This is a genomic window from Myroides odoratimimus, from assembly GCF_004337635.1.
Lineage (GTDB): Bacteria > Bacteroidota > Bacteroidia > Flavobacteriales > Flavobacteriaceae > Flavobacterium > Flavobacterium odoratimimum.
This window is the reverse complement of the sequence record NZ_CP037427.1, coordinates 3,174,366-3,192,198: the sequence shown is the minus strand read 5'-3', so window position 1 is coordinate 3,192,198 and position 17,833 is coordinate 3,174,366. Positions and strand designations below refer to the sequence as shown.

The 17,833-nt window shown below is 30.6% G+C and carries 15 protein-coding genes and 3 pseudogenes; 7 read left to right on the top strand and 11 right to left on the bottom strand.

The features are described 5' to 3' along the window. Positions 1–62: 62 nt before the first annotated feature. Together E0Z07_RS14385 and E0Z07_RS14380 are read right to left on the bottom strand one after the other, a co-directional pair. A complete protein-coding gene (locus E0Z07_RS14385; RefSeq protein WP_038987115.1) occupies positions 63–362 on the bottom strand; it encodes a DUF3853 family protein in 300 nt (99 codons plus the stop codon). 316 nt (positions 363–678) lie between these two features. Beyond that, positions 679–2,316: a reverse transcriptase domain-containing protein gene (locus E0Z07_RS14380; RefSeq protein ID WP_038987114.1), complete on the bottom strand. Its 1,638-nt coding sequence runs from the start codon at positions 2,314–2,316 to the stop codon at positions 679–681. Positions 2,317–2,778: 462 nt separating this feature from the next. On the opposite strand from E0Z07_RS14380, the gene E0Z07_RS14375 reads away from it, so the two are divergent. Further along, entirely contained in the window at positions 2,779–4,191 is a 1,413-nt protein-coding gene (locus E0Z07_RS14375) for a hypothetical protein (RefSeq protein ID WP_038987113.1), read from the top strand. Positions 4,192–4,220: 29 nt separating this feature from the next. On the opposite strand, the gene E0Z07_RS14370 is transcribed toward E0Z07_RS14375, so the two are convergent. Further along, positions 4,221–5,108 carry a hypothetical protein gene (locus E0Z07_RS14370; RefSeq protein WP_131540870.1) on the bottom strand — a complete coding sequence of 296 codons (888 nt, stop codon included), beginning with the start codon at positions 5,106–5,108 and terminating at the stop codon, positions 4,221–4,223. Beyond that, positions 5,105–6,376 carry a site-specific integrase gene (locus E0Z07_RS14365; protein WP_038987111.1) on the bottom strand — a complete coding sequence of 424 codons (1,272 nt, stop codon included), beginning with the start codon at positions 6,374–6,376 and terminating at the stop codon, positions 5,105–5,107. The genes E0Z07_RS14370 and E0Z07_RS14365 overlap by 4 nt, the downstream gene beginning before the upstream one ends. Positions 6,377–6,812: 436 nt before the next feature. Here E0Z07_RS14365 and E0Z07_RS14360 point away from each other — a divergent pair. Further along, positions 6,813–7,412 (top strand): annotated as a pseudogene (locus E0Z07_RS14360) (phage integrase SAM-like domain and Arm DNA-binding domain-containing protein); the annotation flags it as partial. Positions 7,413–7,520: 108 nt separating this feature from the next. On the opposite strand, the gene istB reads toward E0Z07_RS14360, so the two are convergent. The 5 genes and pseudogenes from istB to tnpA (E0Z07_RS14335) form a co-directional block, all read right to left on the bottom strand. Continuing rightward, the gene (gene istB / locus E0Z07_RS14355; RefSeq protein ID WP_006260107.1) at positions 7,521–8,273 is read right to left on the bottom strand and encodes an IS21-like element helper ATPase IstB; all 753 of its coding nucleotides are present in this window, start codon (positions 8,271–8,273) and stop codon (positions 7,521–7,523) included. Positions 8,274–8,298: 25 nt separating this feature from the next. Beyond that, positions 8,299–9,846, bottom strand: coding sequence for an IS21 family transposase (gene istA / locus E0Z07_RS14350; RefSeq protein ID WP_006260108.1), 1,548 nt, complete (start codon positions 9,844–9,846; stop codon positions 8,299–8,301). Positions 9,847–9,982: 136 nt separating this feature from the next. After that, positions 9,983–11,470 (bottom strand): annotated as a pseudogene (tnpC, locus tag E0Z07_RS14345) (IS66 family transposase); the annotation flags it as partial. Positions 11,471–11,519: 49 nt separating this feature from the next. Then, complete coding sequence (gene tnpB, locus E0Z07_RS14340) at positions 11,520–11,858, bottom strand: IS66 family insertion sequence element accessory protein TnpB (protein ID WP_115660758.1); 339 nt, start codon at positions 11,856–11,858, stop codon at positions 11,520–11,522. Beyond that, a complete protein-coding gene (tnpA, locus tag E0Z07_RS14335) occupies positions 11,858–12,145 on the bottom strand; it encodes an IS66 family insertion sequence element accessory protein TnpA (protein ID WP_131540868.1) in 288 nt (95 codons plus the stop codon). The genes tnpB (E0Z07_RS14340) and tnpA (E0Z07_RS14335) overlap by 1 nt, the downstream gene beginning before the upstream one ends. A gap of 67 nt (positions 12,146–12,212) precedes the next feature. Here tnpA (E0Z07_RS14335) and E0Z07_RS14330 point away from each other — a divergent pair. Then, positions 12,213–12,614 (top strand): annotated as a pseudogene (locus E0Z07_RS14330) (MFS transporter); the annotation flags it as partial. 241 nt (positions 12,615–12,855) lie between these two features. Next, on the top strand, positions 12,856–13,623 hold the full coding sequence (locus E0Z07_RS14325) for a methyltransferase domain-containing protein (RefSeq protein WP_016649335.1): 768 nt from the start codon (positions 12,856–12,858) through the stop codon (positions 13,621–13,623). Positions 13,624–13,781: 158 nt separating this feature from the next. On the opposite strand, the gene E0Z07_RS14320 is transcribed toward E0Z07_RS14325, so the two are convergent. Further along, positions 13,782–14,498 carry a hypothetical protein gene (locus E0Z07_RS14320; RefSeq protein ID WP_131540867.1) on the bottom strand — a complete coding sequence of 239 codons (717 nt, stop codon included), beginning with the start codon at positions 14,496–14,498 and terminating at the stop codon, positions 13,782–13,784. 355 nt (positions 14,499–14,853) lie between these two features. On the opposite strand from E0Z07_RS14320, the gene E0Z07_RS14315 reads away from it, so the two are divergent. Then, entirely contained in the window at positions 14,854–16,905 is a 2,052-nt protein-coding gene (locus E0Z07_RS14315) for a TonB-dependent receptor domain-containing protein (protein ID WP_233445986.1), read from the top strand. 19 nt (positions 16,906–16,924) lie between these two features. Here the strand turns inward: E0Z07_RS14315 and E0Z07_RS18295 are convergent, their stop codons facing one another. Further along, the gene (locus E0Z07_RS18295) at positions 16,925–17,251 is read right to left on the bottom strand and encodes an IS3 family transposase (protein ID WP_233445985.1); all 327 of its coding nucleotides are present in this window, start codon (positions 17,249–17,251) and stop codon (positions 16,925–16,927) included. Here E0Z07_RS18295 and tnpA (E0Z07_RS14305) point away from each other — a divergent pair. Both tnpA (E0Z07_RS14305) and tnpB (E0Z07_RS14300) read left to right on the top strand, forming a co-directional pair. After that, positions 17,203–17,493 carry an IS66 family insertion sequence element accessory protein TnpA gene (gene tnpA / locus E0Z07_RS14305; RefSeq protein WP_058699130.1) on the top strand — a complete coding sequence of 97 codons (291 nt, stop codon included), beginning with the start codon at positions 17,203–17,205 and terminating at the stop codon, positions 17,491–17,493. The two genes, E0Z07_RS18295 and tnpA (E0Z07_RS14305), sit on opposite strands and share 49 nt — an antisense overlap. Next, on the top strand, positions 17,493–17,831 hold the full coding sequence (tnpB, locus tag E0Z07_RS14300) for an IS66 family insertion sequence element accessory protein TnpB (protein WP_081048718.1): 339 nt from the start codon (positions 17,493–17,495) through the stop codon (positions 17,829–17,831). Before tnpA (E0Z07_RS14305) ends, tnpB (E0Z07_RS14300) begins: the two co-directional genes overlap by 1 nt. The last annotated feature ends 2 nt before the right edge of the window (positions 17,832–17,833 follow it).

The window sequence follows — 17,833 nt, the reverse complement described above, 5'->3', positions numbered from 1 at the left end:
CTTCTTGATTTAAATTAATTGATTGTAATTCTTACAAAGGATGTTTTGTAGTAGTTATCCTTTTACTTCTTTGAAAAGAGTTCTAATGCCAGTTCAGCATCTACAATTATCTTTCTACCATACTGTAAGATTGCACTTTTGATTTTACCTTCTTTTTTGATTTTGTTGGCAGTAGATATACTGCAACCAAATAATTCGGCTATACCTCGTATTCCATAAACGTAACGTTTACTAAGAGTATCTTTTGATTGATTAGTAGAAGAATGAGGAGATTCGTTTACTGCTATTTCTTTTAATAAGTTTAATAGCTCTTGTCCTGTCATTTGCCAAACAGGCTTTTCTTTTAATTCGTTTAAATACATGTCATAAAGTTTTTTAGGTTGTACAATTGTTGTGTTCGAACATTGTAAAACTACCTATCATACTCCGTGATAGTATGTGATAAATGGAATAAAATAAAACCACAAAACATTATAAATGAGTGATTTGTGGTTTCTTAAGTACTTTAATGTGTGATTTTATTATAAAATAGTTTTAAGTGCATTTAAAACTATTGAAAGTAACATACATTTTCCAAATAAACTTGAGTTAATTCTAATACCCTTAAGTAAAATATTATTTAGGAGTGCCTGCTACTAGAGTTGTACTTGTACATATATGTCTTCAACCTAAATTTCCCTATTTTTTTATATTTTGACTAAAATGTTTTGTTATCGCTGAGAATGCTATATGTTTTCGCTTTCTAACTTGTTTTTCAAAAGATTTTGTTTGAAAAACTTCAGAGCATTTTTTTACATAACTATAGTAAGTAGCTTCTTTTCTAGTAGTTTTATCATTAGAACTATTGGAATGTTTAATGAAGAAATAGCCATTAAAATGTTTTTTAAGCCTATAAGAACGCCTCTTCTTTGCCTCATGTTCTCTACTAGATAAAACTTTTTTATTTGGAGGTAGATCATATATCTTTTTTAATTGATTTATATAGATTGCTTTGTTTGTACTAGGATTTACATCAATTAATTTCAGCACTCTCTTGCTTCTTCGTTTAATAATAGAGATAGTTTTTCTATAATACTTGGAAAGATTAGATGATTTTATACAAACATTGTATCCTCTAAATTCAAAGCCTAAATAAATTAAAGGTTTATGCTTAAAGATTCGCTGGTTATCTTCGTTTAATGTGATTTTTAAACTTTCTAATCTTTCTTGATTTAATTTGTTATATTTCTGCTTCTTAAATATAAATTTCTCCGTCTTATCAATACTTAAATTTATTTTGTATTTTTCAATTTCTTTTTTAACAAAATCCTCAATTAATTCTTCTTTATCAGGAGAGGTAATTATAAGTATATCATCAGAATATCGTCTGTAGAAACCTCCTAGTTCATGAACTATTTTTTCAATTATGCTTGAATCAAAATCAAATAGATATAGGTTAGCTAATACTGCACTAACGGGCAAACCTTGTGGAATTCCCATACTAACTTTCTTACCGTTAGCTAAAGTTCTAGTAAAAGGGGATCTGTAAACAGGTAACTTCCCTTCTTTAATATGATTTTTGAAGTCTTTTGTATCAATAAAAAAACATTTGTATCCTTTGTTTTTTCTAATAAATGCTAATTTGGATTCATCATAGTTTTTCTTCCCAGAAAGTTTTTTTAATTCATCTAATAAGACATAATTAAATTTAGTACATGATTTAAAGACATTGTAATGATCTCTTGGTAATTCAGGTTCGTTTATTAACCAAGCCCATTTTTCCTTAAGATATTTGTGATCTAATGAAGAAAAAAACTTCTCTAGATCAAAAGCAAGAACTAAAACTTCTTCTTCTTTCTTTGCACGTCTTTTTATTTCATCAAAACAGTCTTTTGCAAAATGAATATTACTTTTACCTTTATTAGGATTATCTACTCTCGATATCTTCCTATAGGCAGTTACAGAATTATTTAACTCCGGAATTTCTTTCAATCTAGAAATATACTTTTCATTTAAATCATAAGCATAATAACTATAGATTAATGAATCAAAGTGAGTCGCATAGTGTAAAGGGCGAAGTTTTGCACTTTTTAAAGGTTTGTTCGTTTTATGGTGGTAATGAGTATGTCTACGTTTTGTAGATTGATGTTTTTCTAAATTTCCTTTTTTAAATTTTCGCTCTTTGATATTTGTATGTATCAATGGGAAGAAGGCATATTTACTTATAAAATCCTTATTATTAAGTAAACTTATTATTTTATCATACTTCTTTCCAAATTTTAAACTTGGTGATAGATGTAAATATCCTTTTTCTTTAATCCAACTAGGTTTTTCCATAATTAAAAATCAACTGCGAATAACAATAACGCTTATATATTACATAACAAACCACTAAGTGATCTTGGATTAGTACCCATTAACTGAGTCATTGCATCTTTCGATTTAAATTTACAGCTGTATATTGTATACCAGACATTATTAACCTAATTCAAACAATTATGCCTAAGATAATGAATTACCTCCTAAGCTTATTAGAACTTGATTTCAGTCTAATTAATATAATCAATACTGTACTGTTAGTTACAGAAATCTTAGCTCTTATAATAAATATATATAAATATATCTCAAATAACTTTGATGCTAAGGTATTTCTTTGTAAACCTTATTCCATGGTTACCTCTATGTAACGACATGTAAACTATATATAATAGTTTTTAATCCACACAACCGTAATACTGCTCCTATTCGCAGTTGAAATACAAATATAACTTATATTTGTATAATTAAAAAATTAACATAATGTCTTTTAACATAGGAGATTTGGTTGTATTCAATACACACCCATATACAGAAACATATTTTAATATTAAGATTGTTGGTTATTCAGAGTATACCCCTCCAATAATGATTGTAAACAAAGTAAATGATAAAAGTCCTAAAGGGCTTTTTGTTGAGTGTATATATTATGATTCTAAAGGAGGGAAGTATTTAATTAAGAATTTAAAAGGTCAAGATCTTAAAATATTAGACTATCCTAATAACCTTGAAAAATTAGTCGGTGATGAAAAACTAGGTTTTTTTGAGAGAAAAAAGATGCTATTTGAAATAGATATATTGCAGCAAATGCTTGAACTAGACAAAGAGTTTACTGATTCCGGGATTTGTGAATTAATGAAGGATGAATATTTTCATAAAAAAGTGGCGTTAAAGAGTATTGATATAGAGCTTCATAAACATAAGATAAATAGAGAAAATATTAATGGGGAATTAATAGAAACTAATCATTTAGAATTTCTACCTCCTGTAATGAGTATCATTGATTTTAGATTTATTAATGAAAAAAATAAATTTTGTAAAGTAACTAATACCCCATTAATTGAACTTAAATGTAAATGGTACAACTCTCAGTCTAAAACATATTCTGAAGATTTTTTTAAAGCTGAAATTCTTTATGAAATTAATCAACACCTAGAAGCAGATGATGTTTTTAACTATTATCTTGATCAGCTTGAATCCAACTCTTATAATATAGTTACTTTAGATAAGGAAATGAAGTTAGAAGAATCTAATATAACAGTAAAATATACTTTAGTACAGATACAGGAAATATTATTTAAGCATTATTTTTATCAAGCATTTGTAGTAAATTTAATAGACAGTAAAAAAGAATCTAGACTCATCAAAGAAAAGGCAACGGAAATTAGTGAGAAGGAGCTTTGGGGGGCCAAATTCCCTAATTTTAAAGAGCCTTATGGTAGAAGTATTCTTGAATACAAGTTTGATATTAATCAATATTACTACATTCTATATTCAGATAAACTTGATAGACTAACTAAAAGAATTATTTATGTTAGAAATTATTTCATAGTTATTGTTAACCATCAAGGGTTATTAAACTCATTAGGGTTAAAAAAACTTACCCCTAAAAATCTTAAAATAAGAAAAGCGCTTAAGCAATCAAATACATTTTATGTTGTAGATGGGAAAAAGTCAATTGGTTTATCAAGGAGTGAAGATTATAAAGATGTAATCTTTGTTGATAGAAGTATATTGTCTAATAAAAATGTAAATGTTTTTATCGAAACAAATTGTTTGTTAAAAAATGGAAAAATTAGGCACTTTAGATTAGATAGTATTTTTAGTGTAACCAAAATAGAGAATGGTTGTAATTTATTCGAAAAAGGTATTGTAGAAGAAATAAATAACGATTAAAAGTTATATTGGTTTCTTCAATTTTTAGGTTAAATATTCTTACTCTTATGCCCATAAGATTTGATTGTACTGAGCTTTAAATTAAGCTCAGTACAAACAAATTCTCGCCATTGGTCTTTAATTTGTCTATCTACTTTATCTGTATAAGGCTTTAATTCTTTAGCAAACTTGGTTACTTGTTTAAAAGATTGAGTAAAGGGAACTTTAGGTTTTCTTCTATTTAAAATTAGATAGAAGTCTTCAAAACTCAAATCATTAGTTGTGAAGCATTGCATCAAGATACACTCTTCATAAAGAAGGTTAACTTGCATACTTGTAAAAATATCATCGTCTAAATTTAACCGTTCCTTTGGGAAATAGGTTGTAATCCAACCTTTGGCTTTATAGATATGACTTTTAAATAAACTATAATAGTCAGTTAGCAGATGAGTATTTTCTTTTTCAAATAAGAGCTTTTCATTTTTAATTTTCTCTAGCTCATTTTTAAAGTATTCAATGTCTACTTCGTTAAGATTCTTAGGGGTTTCTAAAGGAATTTCTCTTTTTTGTACATGTTTTAAATCTTCAATAGCAAGTTTAATTTTGTCATCAAATAGATGTGATACATAAATCTTGTGGTATAGTTTATATAAATCTAAGCTTTGTATCTGATTATTATACTCTTCAAACAATAAATTAAGCTTATCTATAATTGAAACGATGTTATATAAAGTTTCTTTTGAGAAGTTGTTATTTCTAAGCTCAATAAGTAAAACTTCAAAATCTATTGAATCAAGTTCTTTATAAACGATAGTATAAGATTCTTGCTTATAACATTGCCAAATATCATTAGTGAAATTATCTGTTTCTAGCTCATTTAAAAGCCTATCTAATGATTTAGAGTACTTGCTTAGCTTAATAGAAGTTGTATCGCTCATATCGTATCAAATTTAGTCATTGCATTAGCTTTGATTGTATCGGCTACATCAATATACGGTTTCATGGATTTATAATCAGAATGTCCTGTCCATTTCATTACTACTTGTACAGGTATTCCCAAAGATAAAGCAGTACATATAAAGGTTCTTCTTCCTACGTGAGTACTAAGATGCTCATGTTTAGGTTTTACTTCATCAATTCGCTTATTTCCTTGATAATATGTTTCTCTAATAGGTTCATCTACACCAGCTTCTTGACCAAGTGTCTTAACATAGTCGTTCATCTTTTGATTAGAGATAACAGGTAGTGCTTTATCATCTTCAAAAGGTACATCTTTATATTTATCTAAAATAGCTCGACTGTGTTTATTTAGTTCAACTCGTAGAAGATCGTTTGTTTTCTTGGTTACAAACTCAATCACATCATTATTGATGTCTTGTTTGGTAAGATTATAAGCATCTGAATATCTAAGTCCTGTATAGCAACAAAAAAGAAGTACATCACGCACTCTGTCTAAATAAGGTTTATCACTTAAGTCTTTTGCTTTGATTTTCTCAAGTTCCTCTTGAGTCAAGAAAATGATACGCTTAGAGGTTTCCTTAAGCTTTGGTTTGAAACTTTCAAAGTTATAAGCGATAGTATAGTTGTTACTTCTACACCATTTTAAAAACCACTTTAAAAAGCTAATTTGCTTGTCAATAGTGCTGTTTCTCATTAGTTTCTTTTCTCTAAGAAAAGTAACATAATCAAGGAGTACTTTCTCATTGATATCAGAGAACTGAAAATTACTCTTAAAGTTACTTAGATGTGAACGAACAGTATTAAACTTAGTATAGGTAGCATCAGTCCAATCGTTGCGTTTACCACTACTTTTTACAAACTCATCAAAAGCAGTAAAGAGATTCTTTTCTGTAGCTGATATTGTTTGTTTATCCGAGTATCGTTTTACTTCATCTTTAAAGATTTCAAAAGAAGGCATCTCATTCTTTAGCTCAAACTCTTTAAAGATTCTATCAATGATTGTAGATAGCTCACTAATTGCTGTGTTGATTTCTGATGAACTTTGTTTAAGTCTATTGGTACAACCATTACGGACTCTTTCTTTTTGTTCATCCCATTTGGATGCATCAATTCGATAACCCGTAAAGAGCTCAACTCGTCCGCCGTTATACACAACACGAGCTCTGATAGGAACATTCTCAACTACAAGAATATTGTCCTTTTTTCTTTTTTCAATAGCGAAAGTTACTTTTCTTTTTATAGTCATAATGATAGGTATTTACACCCAAATATACACCCAATTTTTATACTATCATATACTATTCAATCACATTTTACAAAACATACTTTGTTTTAACTTATTGATATATAGCAAAATAACACTCTAATGAATTCTGTAAATATATAGGTTATAATCCCTCTTTCTCCGCTGATTTATAAAAGATAACTTATTCAAAAGTTATCAAAAAAGCACAAAACCTATGATTCACAACGAGTTATAGGTTTTTTCTTTTTTAGGGATATCGCATTTTATTCAAAAGTGCACCTAAAAAGATTCGGGATTCGGTGCACAAAAAAAACATCGAAGCGATGTGCACCTTTTAACTGAGCAAACCTAGACGCCAAAGGGTGCCAGAGAGTTTTAAACTGTGTTTTTGGAACGTTTTAATTCGACATTTATTAATATTTAAAACAGTTGAATTATGTTAGAAAAACAGTTATCAATTAATTTCTTTCTCAAACCAAGTAGAGAGAAAAGTGATTTAAGAGGTGTTTACCTAAGAATCACGGTAGATGGTATTCGCAAAGAGACTTCTCTAAGTCATAAATGGGATATCAACAGATGGAACCAAAAAGCAGGTCGTGCTAATGGAGCTAAAGAAGATGCTAAAATTCTAAACTACATCTTAGATACAGTCGTATCTAAGATTACCAAGTACAAATTAGAACTTTTAAGTAATGAAGAGCCTATTACTGCTTCTGTACTTATGGATTATATCCAAGGTAAAGGAACTAGTAAGGCTAAAGTTTTAGAAGAATTCCAAAAGCACAACGATGAAATCTTTAAGCTCGTGCCTAAAGAGTACGCCATTGGAACACATGAAAGATACGTAACAGCAAGATCTCACGTAGCCGAGTATATCCGTTATGTATATGGTAAAGAAGATATAGAGTTTAGAGAACTCAATTATGAGTTTGTAATTGGCTATGAACACTATTTAAAGACCGTTAGAACGTGTTCTAACAACACAGCTATAAAGTATATCTCAAACTTCAAGAAGATTGTTCTGAGAGCTGTTGCTGTAGATTCCGGAGAAAGTGACCATGTTATTCCGGTGGAAAGTGACCACCTAAAATCAAGTCAAAAACATGTTTTATATTTCAGTTAAAAATACAAAAAATAAGTATAGTTATTTAATAGAGTTTTGTTGAATTTTTGCTAATGTATTTTTACTTCTTAAAGACTCCCCATGAAGTTCAATTCTAATAGAATTATGTACCATTCTATCTAAAATAGCGTCAGCTATAGTTTGTTCTCCAATTATATCATGCCATGTTTCAATGGGAAGTTGTGAAGCTATAATTGTAGATCTCTTACCATGGCGATCTTCAATAATTTCCATAAAATCTTGTCTTTTAAGATTGTCTAAGGGTTGTAATCCAAAATCATCTAATATAATTAGGTCTTGTTTTTCAATTCGATCTATTTCCTTAGAAAAAGAACCATCTCCTTTAGCCATCTTTAATTTAGAGAATAGTTTATTGATACTAAAGTACATGACTTTATATCCTAACATACAAGCTTGATAACCAATTGCAGAAGCAATATAACTTTTTCCTACTCCTGTACTACCAGTAATTAATACGTTTTGTTGCTGTTTTATAAATTGACAAGCAGCTAATCGATCAATCATATTCCTATCAATATTTCTGGATGAATCTATATTAATATCCTGTATATAAGCTTTGTATCTAAATTTAGCTGTATTTATTAGTCTTTCTATCTTTCTGTTCTCCCTATCATCATATTCACTATCAGTTAAATAAGCAATAAGTTGATCATTTGTATAATCCGAAGTAGGAAGTTGTAGTGTTGATGCGAATGCTCTATGCATTCCATAAAGTTTTAAATACTTTAATTTTTCTAAAGTTGTTTGATTCATGTTTCTATAATTTAATATTATTGTTCTATTGATAATAAGCTGCTCCTCTGATATTCTGATGAGTAGGAACTTCTCTTTCTTTGTTTAATGGTTGTTCTTCAATAGCATCTAATCCCTTTTCTAAAATGCTTTTGATCATTTTATAACTATATCTTTCGTATTCTAAACCCCGTGTACAGGCTTTTTCTAATCGAATATTAGAAAAGCGTTTACCTAAGCTTAAAATTCCAGCACAAGACTTATATGATTGTTCTGGGTGCTGTCGCTTATCTAATATCATTGCTAAATATTTTTGTGTAGATTCTCCTATTTCTTGTCCCCATTTCAAAAACTGTGTAGGATTCCAATCTGTGATATATTGGTGAGATGAAGGCATATGTTCCTTTACAGTAGTATACCGATACTTTCCTAATTCTCTATTGTGTGAAGCGATAAGTCTTTGATTGTGATATATATCAACAATATCTTTGCTATAAAGAATATTTACCTTTTTACCAATATAATGGAAAGGAACACTATAGTAGTGTTTATCTTTATTTAGGTAGATGTGACTAATTTTTTGAACAGTTGCTTTTATAGCATATTTTAATTCATACCTGTGTGCTGGTAGTGATTGTAAAACAGGTTGTTCAATTTCTTTAAACAACGTTTTTCTTGAAACTCTTTCTCGTGAAAGTAGTTTTTCATTATGCTGTTCTAACAATTCTGCTATTGCTTGATTTAGTTCTTGCAAACTAAAGAACTCTCTATTTCTAAGAGGAGCAAATACACGAGTATAGATTGTTTTTACTGCATTCTCTACTAAGGCTTTATCCTTTGGCTTATAACTTCTTGCGGGTAAAATAGTTGTGTTATAATGTAGAGCAAAGTCTTGAAGATTATGAGCTATTTTAGGTTCGTATTTATCACTTTTAGTTACAGCTGCTTTTAAGTTGTCAGGTACAATGGCAAGTGGGACTCCTTGATAAAAATGTAAGGAATTGGTGAGACTTGATATAAAATCTTCTGTATTTTGAGTTAGACTGGCTTCTACATAAGTCATTCTACTTGAACCAAGAATAGAAATAAATACTTCTACAGAAGTTATTTCTCCTGTAGATTTATCAATAATAGACAACTTTTTCCCTGTGTAATCAACAAACATCTTATCTCCAGCTTTGTGTTGCATGTGTAAAGAAGGAGATGTTTTTTTCTGCCAAGTTCGCAAATGATAGCAAAATTGAGAATAACGATAACCTTCAGGATGTTTCAAAAGGTACTCTTGCCACAAGATATGTCTTGTTACTCCCGTTTTAAGTAGTTCTTTAGTAAAGTAAGGGAAATATTTATACAAGATTGCTTCTTTTTCATCAGAATCCAATTCTTTAGTGTCAAATAAATCTTCTATATCTGTATCATTTAATTCTTTTATCTCTTCATAAGTGAATTTTGAAGTCGTAAAGAGAGTAATATATTTCTTAACAGTATTACGTGAAAGACCTAATTGGGAACTTATTTGAAGTTTACTTACTCCTTGAGTATATAGACGTAGTAGTTGTTTTAATTGTAACATGTCGATCTTTTTATTAGCCATATCTCTTGCATTTTAGCTAAGATACTTAGACATGTTTTAACTTGGTTTTTTAGGTGGTCAATTTCACCGGAATTAGGTGGTCACTTTCCACCGGAATTAAGTGATCACTTTTAACGGAATTAGGTGGTCAATTTCACTGGATTCTCCACTTTAACCACTGGTATGGATTCACGCCATGCTTTTTACAGTTAGCAAAAAAAGTATAAGCCATGGCGGCTCTTTGTGCAGCATCATGAGAACCAGCAAAGAGATAGTTTTTACGTCCAAGGGCTACAGGTCTGATAGCATTCTCAACAAGGTTGTTATCTATTTGTAAGTTTCCATTGTATAAATACGCACTTAGGTTATCCCATCTTGTTTGAGAATAAGCAAAAGCTTTGCCTATTTGACTTTTAGGTAATGTAAGTTTCATCTGAGCGAACATATATTTACCAAGTTCGTTGATGATTGGTAAACTCTTTTTCAGACGAAGCTCTTTGATTTGTTCAGGTGTTAAGTTTTGTTCTTTAGCTTGTCGTTCCACAGCATATAGCTTCTGTATTTGTGTAAGTATATACTGAGCTTTTATTTTATCGTTGTCTAAAGCTCTTTCAAATTCACGACGAGCATGTGCCCAACACCCAAGATGTGTAACATCTGACTTATTTCCATAGGCTTTGTAGCCCGCGTAACCATCAGTTTGCAGATATCCTTTGAAGTTTTCTAATATCGGTAGTGCAGCACTACTAGCACGAGTAGGACCGTAATTAAACATCACGAGTTTGGATATAGGTGCGTGATACACCCAATAATACCCAAGATGAGATTTATCTTTCTTTTTTTCATCTAAGACTTTGATGGTTGTCTCATCAACTTGAAGATAACCTTCGTTTTTGATGTCCATCATAAACTTTTGGTATAGTGGTTTTAAAGCATCCATACTTTGAGCTACCCAACCATCTATTGTAGAGGAAGCAATATCGATGTTTTCTCTTGAAAAGCGTTGCTTCTGTCTATATAGCGGAAGGTGATCTACGTATTTGTCAACTAATATTGTTGATAGAAGTCCTTCTGAAGCTATTCCTTTATCTATAATTCGCTCTGGGAGTAATCCAATACTAATTTGGGTATCTTCTTTGTCTTTGGTCGCGTATTTATATCGGATGTAACGCTTGATTTTAAAGTAACCAGGAACATAATCTAACACATCTGTAATTTCTTTACCAATGCAGACCTTATCAGATAGATCCCCTTCTGGATGAATTTCTATTTCTTCTACAGGTAAATGATCAGGAAGTTTTGCTCGTCCTGGATGTTTCTTCTTTTCACGAGTGTAGGTAATCTCTTGTTTGATTACTTCTTCTTGTTCCTCTAAGACTGCTTGTTCAACATCCAAAGGTAACTGAGTTTGATTAGGATCCTCAAAACGTTCTCGGCTTTGACCAAACTTCATGCGTTCAAGTAGCTTTACTCGATATTCCAGTACCGTATTTTTTTCTTCTAGTTTAGAGGTCTTTTCTTCTAACTTAGTAGCTTTCTTTTCTAACTTAGTATTTACTTTCTCTTGCTTGGAAATAGTCTTTTGAGCTTTGGTTAAAAGTGCCAAAAGTTCTTGTTTCGATAAGTTTTCTAAGTCTATTTCCATGAAGTAAATATACGTCAAAAGCCTTGTTTATACAAGAATTAAGACGGTTTTACTTCATAGAAAATCGTCTTTTTTGACTACTTTTTATCACTTGAATTCCCTCTATCATAAGTACTAAATCACTCCAACTTATCTGTGACTTGTTATGAGATGGAAAGGCAAAAGTACCTTGTTCTAATCGCTTGTGATATAACACAAAACCTCCTGTTTCCCAGTGCAGAAGTTTCATCTGATTACCTCGACGATTGATAAAAACATACACACTGCCATTGTGAGCTACTTGATTAAGCTCGTTTTGAACAATGCCACACAGACTATCAAAACTCTTACGCATATCACAAGCTGATTTATATAAATGGAATTGGTGACTACTACTCAGACTAAACATTAGACAAGGTTCACTAATGAATAGAGTTCATTTAAATCTTTCGTTTCTACACGAAGTTTCACTCCATTAGGATAGATAATATCGTATTCTTTGCTCTCAGTAATATGCTCTTTATTTATAGTGATAAAGTTACTCGATGAATTTTGAATATTTTCATTCTTATACTTTATTACCCAATAACTAAATGTTGCTAATTTAATTCCGACGCTTTCACAGTATCTTGATTGGGTTAATCCACTTGCTTTGTAATCCTCTACATGAGAGTACATCATTTCTTGTTTGCTCATCTCTTTATTATTTGAGACAAACTTACTATCTTTCATTAGGTTATGAAATATGTCGTTACTCGGGTGGATACGATGGAGTGCGCCTAAATTAGGAGAGCAAAAAAGTATCTATTTAGGACTTTTATTTTATGCATTAGGGCTTCTATTATTTGCTTTTGCAAATCAAGGATGGATGATGTTAGTCTTTTTAATACCGTATTCTTTAGGGGGTATTTGTGGTCCTTCCCTTCAAGCCTTAATTAGTAAAAGTGTACCTTCTGATCAACAAGGTGAATTACAAGGAGCCTTAACAAGTTTAGTGAGTGTTACTTCTATAATAGGCCCACCTGTTATGACTAACTTATTCTATTATTTCACTCACGAGAGTGCACCTTTTGAGTTTTCGGGAGCTCCATTTTTATTAGCATCGCTATTGATGTTTATCAGTGCAGTGTTTATCTATTTTAGCTTTAAAAAACATAAAAGCTAAGTGTTTATGGGATGGAATTACTATCAAAAGGATATTGCATAGCATATGTTTTTATAGGAGATCTTTTGATATTGAAAGATTAGAAGAATGAAGAAACACCTTGTTTGTGTTAGTATTAATTTCTTATTTATTGCTGTTATTTTTACAAATGTCGCAAAAAGTCCTCCTTGTTTTTAGCATATTGTAACCGTTATTTTTGTGTAGAGTTCATAACTTTATATTCAATTTAAAAACATAGAATATGCCTTGGGATCCAACAGTATACAACAAGTTTAAAGACGTTCGTTTTTTACCATTTTTTGATTTAAGTACTATGATTCAAGAAACTAAATCGATGAAAGCAGTTGATTTAGGATGTGGTACAGGAGAGCAGACAGCCTTATTAGTAGACAAGTTTAAACATGTTACGTTTACAGGGATTGACTCCTCTTTAGAAATGCTAGAGAAAGCCCATCCATTAGAGTCAGATAGATTAGTATTTAAACATCAGACGATAGAAGAATTTACCTCAGCAGATGAGTTTTGGGACTTGATTTTTAGCAATGCTGCTTTACAGTGGTCAGATAATCATGAAGAGTTATTTCCTCATCTTATTTCTAAGGTAAATGCAGGAGGACAGTTTGCTGTACAAATGCCTTGTCAGGCTGAAAACATACTAAATAAACTGCTCTATGATTTGGCAGATCAACAGCCCTATAAAGCGCAATTAAAAGGATGGAACAGAAGACCTCCTGTTTTAACTTTAGATCAGTATGCACAGATTATGTTTGATGGAGGATTAAGTGAGCTTCACATCTCTCAACGTGTTTATCCTATTATAGCAGAGGATTACGATACTTTATATGAATTTATTGCTGGTTCAGCCTTGATTCCGTATCTAGAAAGATTAGATGAAGAAGAGAAAGTTTTATTTATCAAAGCATTTAAAGAAAAAATAGCTGATGCTTTTCAACAGTTACCTGCTTTATATGCATTTAAGCGAATATTGCTCTATGGTATAAAAAAATAGAGTAAAACAACAAAGCCTAATTACGAGAAATGCGTAATTAGGCTTTGTTATTAAGTGTTATAATATAAACTAAACTATTTTCTTCATTGTGTATATCCGCTAGAGTTCAGGCTTTCTAAGATTAAATTTGTAGTTTTTATCTGTTTTATTTCGAATAACTAAGACAATTTAATAATAAGCAGCCCAAGCAATACACTGACTACTAGGATACCACTTATGATAAGTACTCCTTGTCCTATATGCTTCATATATCTTTTTCCATCAAAGGTGAAGTCTTGAGGATGAATACTGAACTCTTTAAATACAGAAGGGTCTATTTTTAAATCAGGTCTAAAGCGGACAATACCTTCTATAAACTTTGCTCTTAACGCTCTTGCATTTTTGATTTGATATACGCTCCCAACATCTGCGCCGTCAAATACAACTTCAGTTTGAACGCCGTCTATTCCTACAGCTAGCCTCCATGTCTTATTTATAGGTACTAAGTATACGTCATAGTACTCTGAACGGTAAGAATGCCCTAATTGATCATAAAGAATTTCAGCAGTACTTCCATCTTTTTTAGAAAAGTGGATACCTTGATCATCTATTTTTATATTTCTTATGGCTACAGCCATTTTACTTTTTATATAACGATAAAAGCGATATAATACTATAGCCCATATAGGGTAGTAGAATAGACCTATAATGACCAATGTCTTGATCTGTGTTGATACCAATAAGGGCAATAAAGCAAGTAAGATAAATAAGCTCACTAGCAGCGCACCTCCAGAAATATTGAAGACCCAGGTAAGCAGTACATTATCTTTAGAGTATAGTGGTGAAAATTCTTTTTGACAATTCTTTTGCATTCGTCGAATATACAAAAAAAGCATAAAAGGAGACTTTTTGAAGTGCTTTTTGTTGAATAATTTAAGTGGTCAGTAGTAATAACTATTGGATAAATTCCTCGGATTATTTCAGTGATAACTATTCCTAAGTATATAAGAGAGAAGAATTACTTTTTGTTAGATAAAATCTCTTTTGATTGTATACAAGAATATAATAACGAGAGGATAGTTATTTTAATAATGATAAAATTATGCTAATAAAAAAAGCTGTATATATTTGATGTTTAAATGTTTTATATTTATTTGATTAAATAAGTGTGTTTATTTCTTATTTTATAAGAATTTTGTATTTAAAAATAGGTGTAATAAAAAAGAGTGTGTGATTAGAAAAAAAGAACTAATGAATAAGCTAGGTTTAGGAGAAAAACGAAATATTAGACAAGAAAGAAACTTTTCAGAATGCTATAGGTATAGGATTGAAGAAGTAAATATGGTTCAAAAAATCTACTCTGATATGAGTGGTCGTAAAATGATTTTGAAAAACACATTATTGTTCTTTCTTTTTTTATCACCTTTCTTTTTGTTTTCACAAACTAAAATAAAAGGACAAGTTCTTACCACAGACAGTAATTCTATTGAATTTGCAACAGTATTATTATTAACTAAAGAGGGGAAGCTATTAAAATCTGATATTTCTGATGAGAATGGATTCTTTCAAATAGAGGAAGAACAAGGGGAATACCTATTTAAAATAGCCTATTTAGGTAATGAACTCTTTGAAAAAGAAATTAACTTAAAAGAGAATGTTGATTTAGGGGTGATTAGAATCGACTATGGAACTGAATTGAAAGAAATAATGATAGAGTCGAAGCTTAAAATGAAAAAGAACTTCGATAAATATGAAGTGACCAATATTTCTAATTCAATATTAGCTAAAAATAAATCAACATTAGAGTTTCTAAATACTGTTCCTATTGTAAATGTTGCTCCAGATGGTAAATCAGTTAAAATTAAAAATAGCAAGAGCGTATCGATTCTGATCAATGGTCGAAATGTAGGAGGGAATGATGTTGCGTTGAGTATGTTACAGTCTATCCCTGCAGTAGATATAAAGAAAATTGAAGTGATAGAGAATCCTGGGAGTAGTTATAGGGCTGGTGATAATGGAATCATCAATGTGATTGTAAACAAAACAAAGGAACAGCCTTTTAAAGTAGTTTTAAATGCTAAGTCTACACAATCATTCTATAATACACAAGACGGTTCAGCATACCTTGCTTTCTCTAAAAATAAATGGGCAGTCACTTCTGGAGTCAAATTAGAAAATTCTAAAAATAAAGCATATAGATATGATTCTTATATTGACTTTAAAAGTAATGACGAAACTCAAATAGAAAATAATGCTATTACAAAAGGAACAAATTATACTCCTTATGTAAATATTGATTACACTCTTAGCAAAAATCAGACTATAGGTATGAGTTTTAGCTCTAGGTTCAGTAATAACGAAACCAATAGAGACATTGTTAGTTCTTATTACAATGTAACAAACAATCAATTAGATTCCTTGAATATTGCAAAAAATAAAGATAAAATAAGTAATTACCATGTAGTATATTATAATTTGAGTCATAAGATTGTATTAGATACTTTAGATAGTAATATAAGTTCAGATTTTAACTATTATAATTCTAGGAATAATAGAGATATGTTTAATACGTTCTCTTACGCGAATGACATAGAAAAGAGGTTTCTACAAAATCCTGACAATACTACTGAGTTAATAGAGTTTAAGACAGATTATGAGAAAAACTTCAAAGATAGTAGTAAGCTGACTACGGGGATTAATTATTCTAAGAGTAATATTCAAAGTGACAATTTTTTTGGGAATTACAATGGTGTTGAATATGTATCTGATGATAGGCAAACTAATGTGTTTAAATATAAAGAAGACTACTTTGCTTTATTCGCGAATTACCGTAAGTTGTTTTCAGAATCTTTTGGTTTGCTTATTGGTTTGCGTTATGAATATTTATCAGCAAAAGGTACTTTAAAATCAGATTCTGAAACTGTAAAAATAAGTAATTCAAACTTGTTTCCATCTTTAGCCCTTTTGTATGGAATAAATGACGAGCACCAATTGACTCTAAATTTTGCTAGTTCTATAACTCGTACTCCTTATAGCAATCTTAATCCGTTTATATATATAAACTCACCGAATTCAATTAGGGTGAATAACCCTTACCTTAAAAATACTAAAAAATCATTTGTAGGCTTGACTTATACCTTTTTTGATGATTATAATTTAGAATTAGGTTATGCGAAGACCCATAATCTATTTAATAATTTTGATGCTGTAATTGATAATGTCATTGTGAATACGATAGATAATTTTGGAAACGGAGACGGGTATGGAGGTGTTTTGACCCCTATAAACCTAGAGTATTTTTAAATTTTTAAAGTATAATGTTTTAGGCTACTTTTTCTCTGCTACAAATCAAGTGTTTGTCCTTTTCCCATTTCTCCATTGGAGTGATTTTTCCAAGCAAACCATGTAGTCTTTTGTTATTATAAAATACTACGTACTTCTTTAATATTTGTTCTATTTGTCCAAAAGTAAAGTATTCAAATTTAGTAAAAACCTCTCTTTTTAAAGTACCGTGATAGGCTTCTATGTGGTATCCACCCGACCAAGCCCATATTTCATAAGCTAACGTAAGGTAGTAAGTTTGCTTGAAATAATAAAGAGATGAGCAAACAAGAAATAATGTACTCTCATGTAGAGGATTGGAAAACAAGTGGATTAACGCAATCAAGATACTGTGAAAGTGTCGGAATTAAATTAGCAACCTTTAGTTATTGGGTGGTTAAGTATAAGGCAAAGTCAGAGTCAACGCAATTAGACAATAATTTTATAACTGTAACAAAAGGTCAAGTCATCAATACTCAGGAATATGAGATAGTATATCCCAATGGTGTAAAGTTACGTCTACAAACGGATAATCTTAGTGAACTATATTCATTAGTAAACTTAGTGTAATGTTTAGTTTGAGTAGTTCTAATCAATTTCATTTGTATAGACAAGCTTGTGATATGCGCAAGAGTTTTGATAGCCTTTGTGGACTTGTCCAGAATGAACTTAATCAAGTAGCTCATAGTGGAAGTGTCTATATATTTATCAATAGACGCTGTAATCAAATGAAGCTCTTGCATTGGGAAGCAGGAGGCTTTGTACTATACCACAAGCGCTTAGAACAAGGAACTTTTGCTTTTCCCACGCATAGTAAAGCTCAAATAAGTTGGACTGATTTAGTACTGATGATAGAGGGAATCCAGGTTATCAAAAGTAACCAAAAAAGGCGTTTTTTATTGAAGTAAAA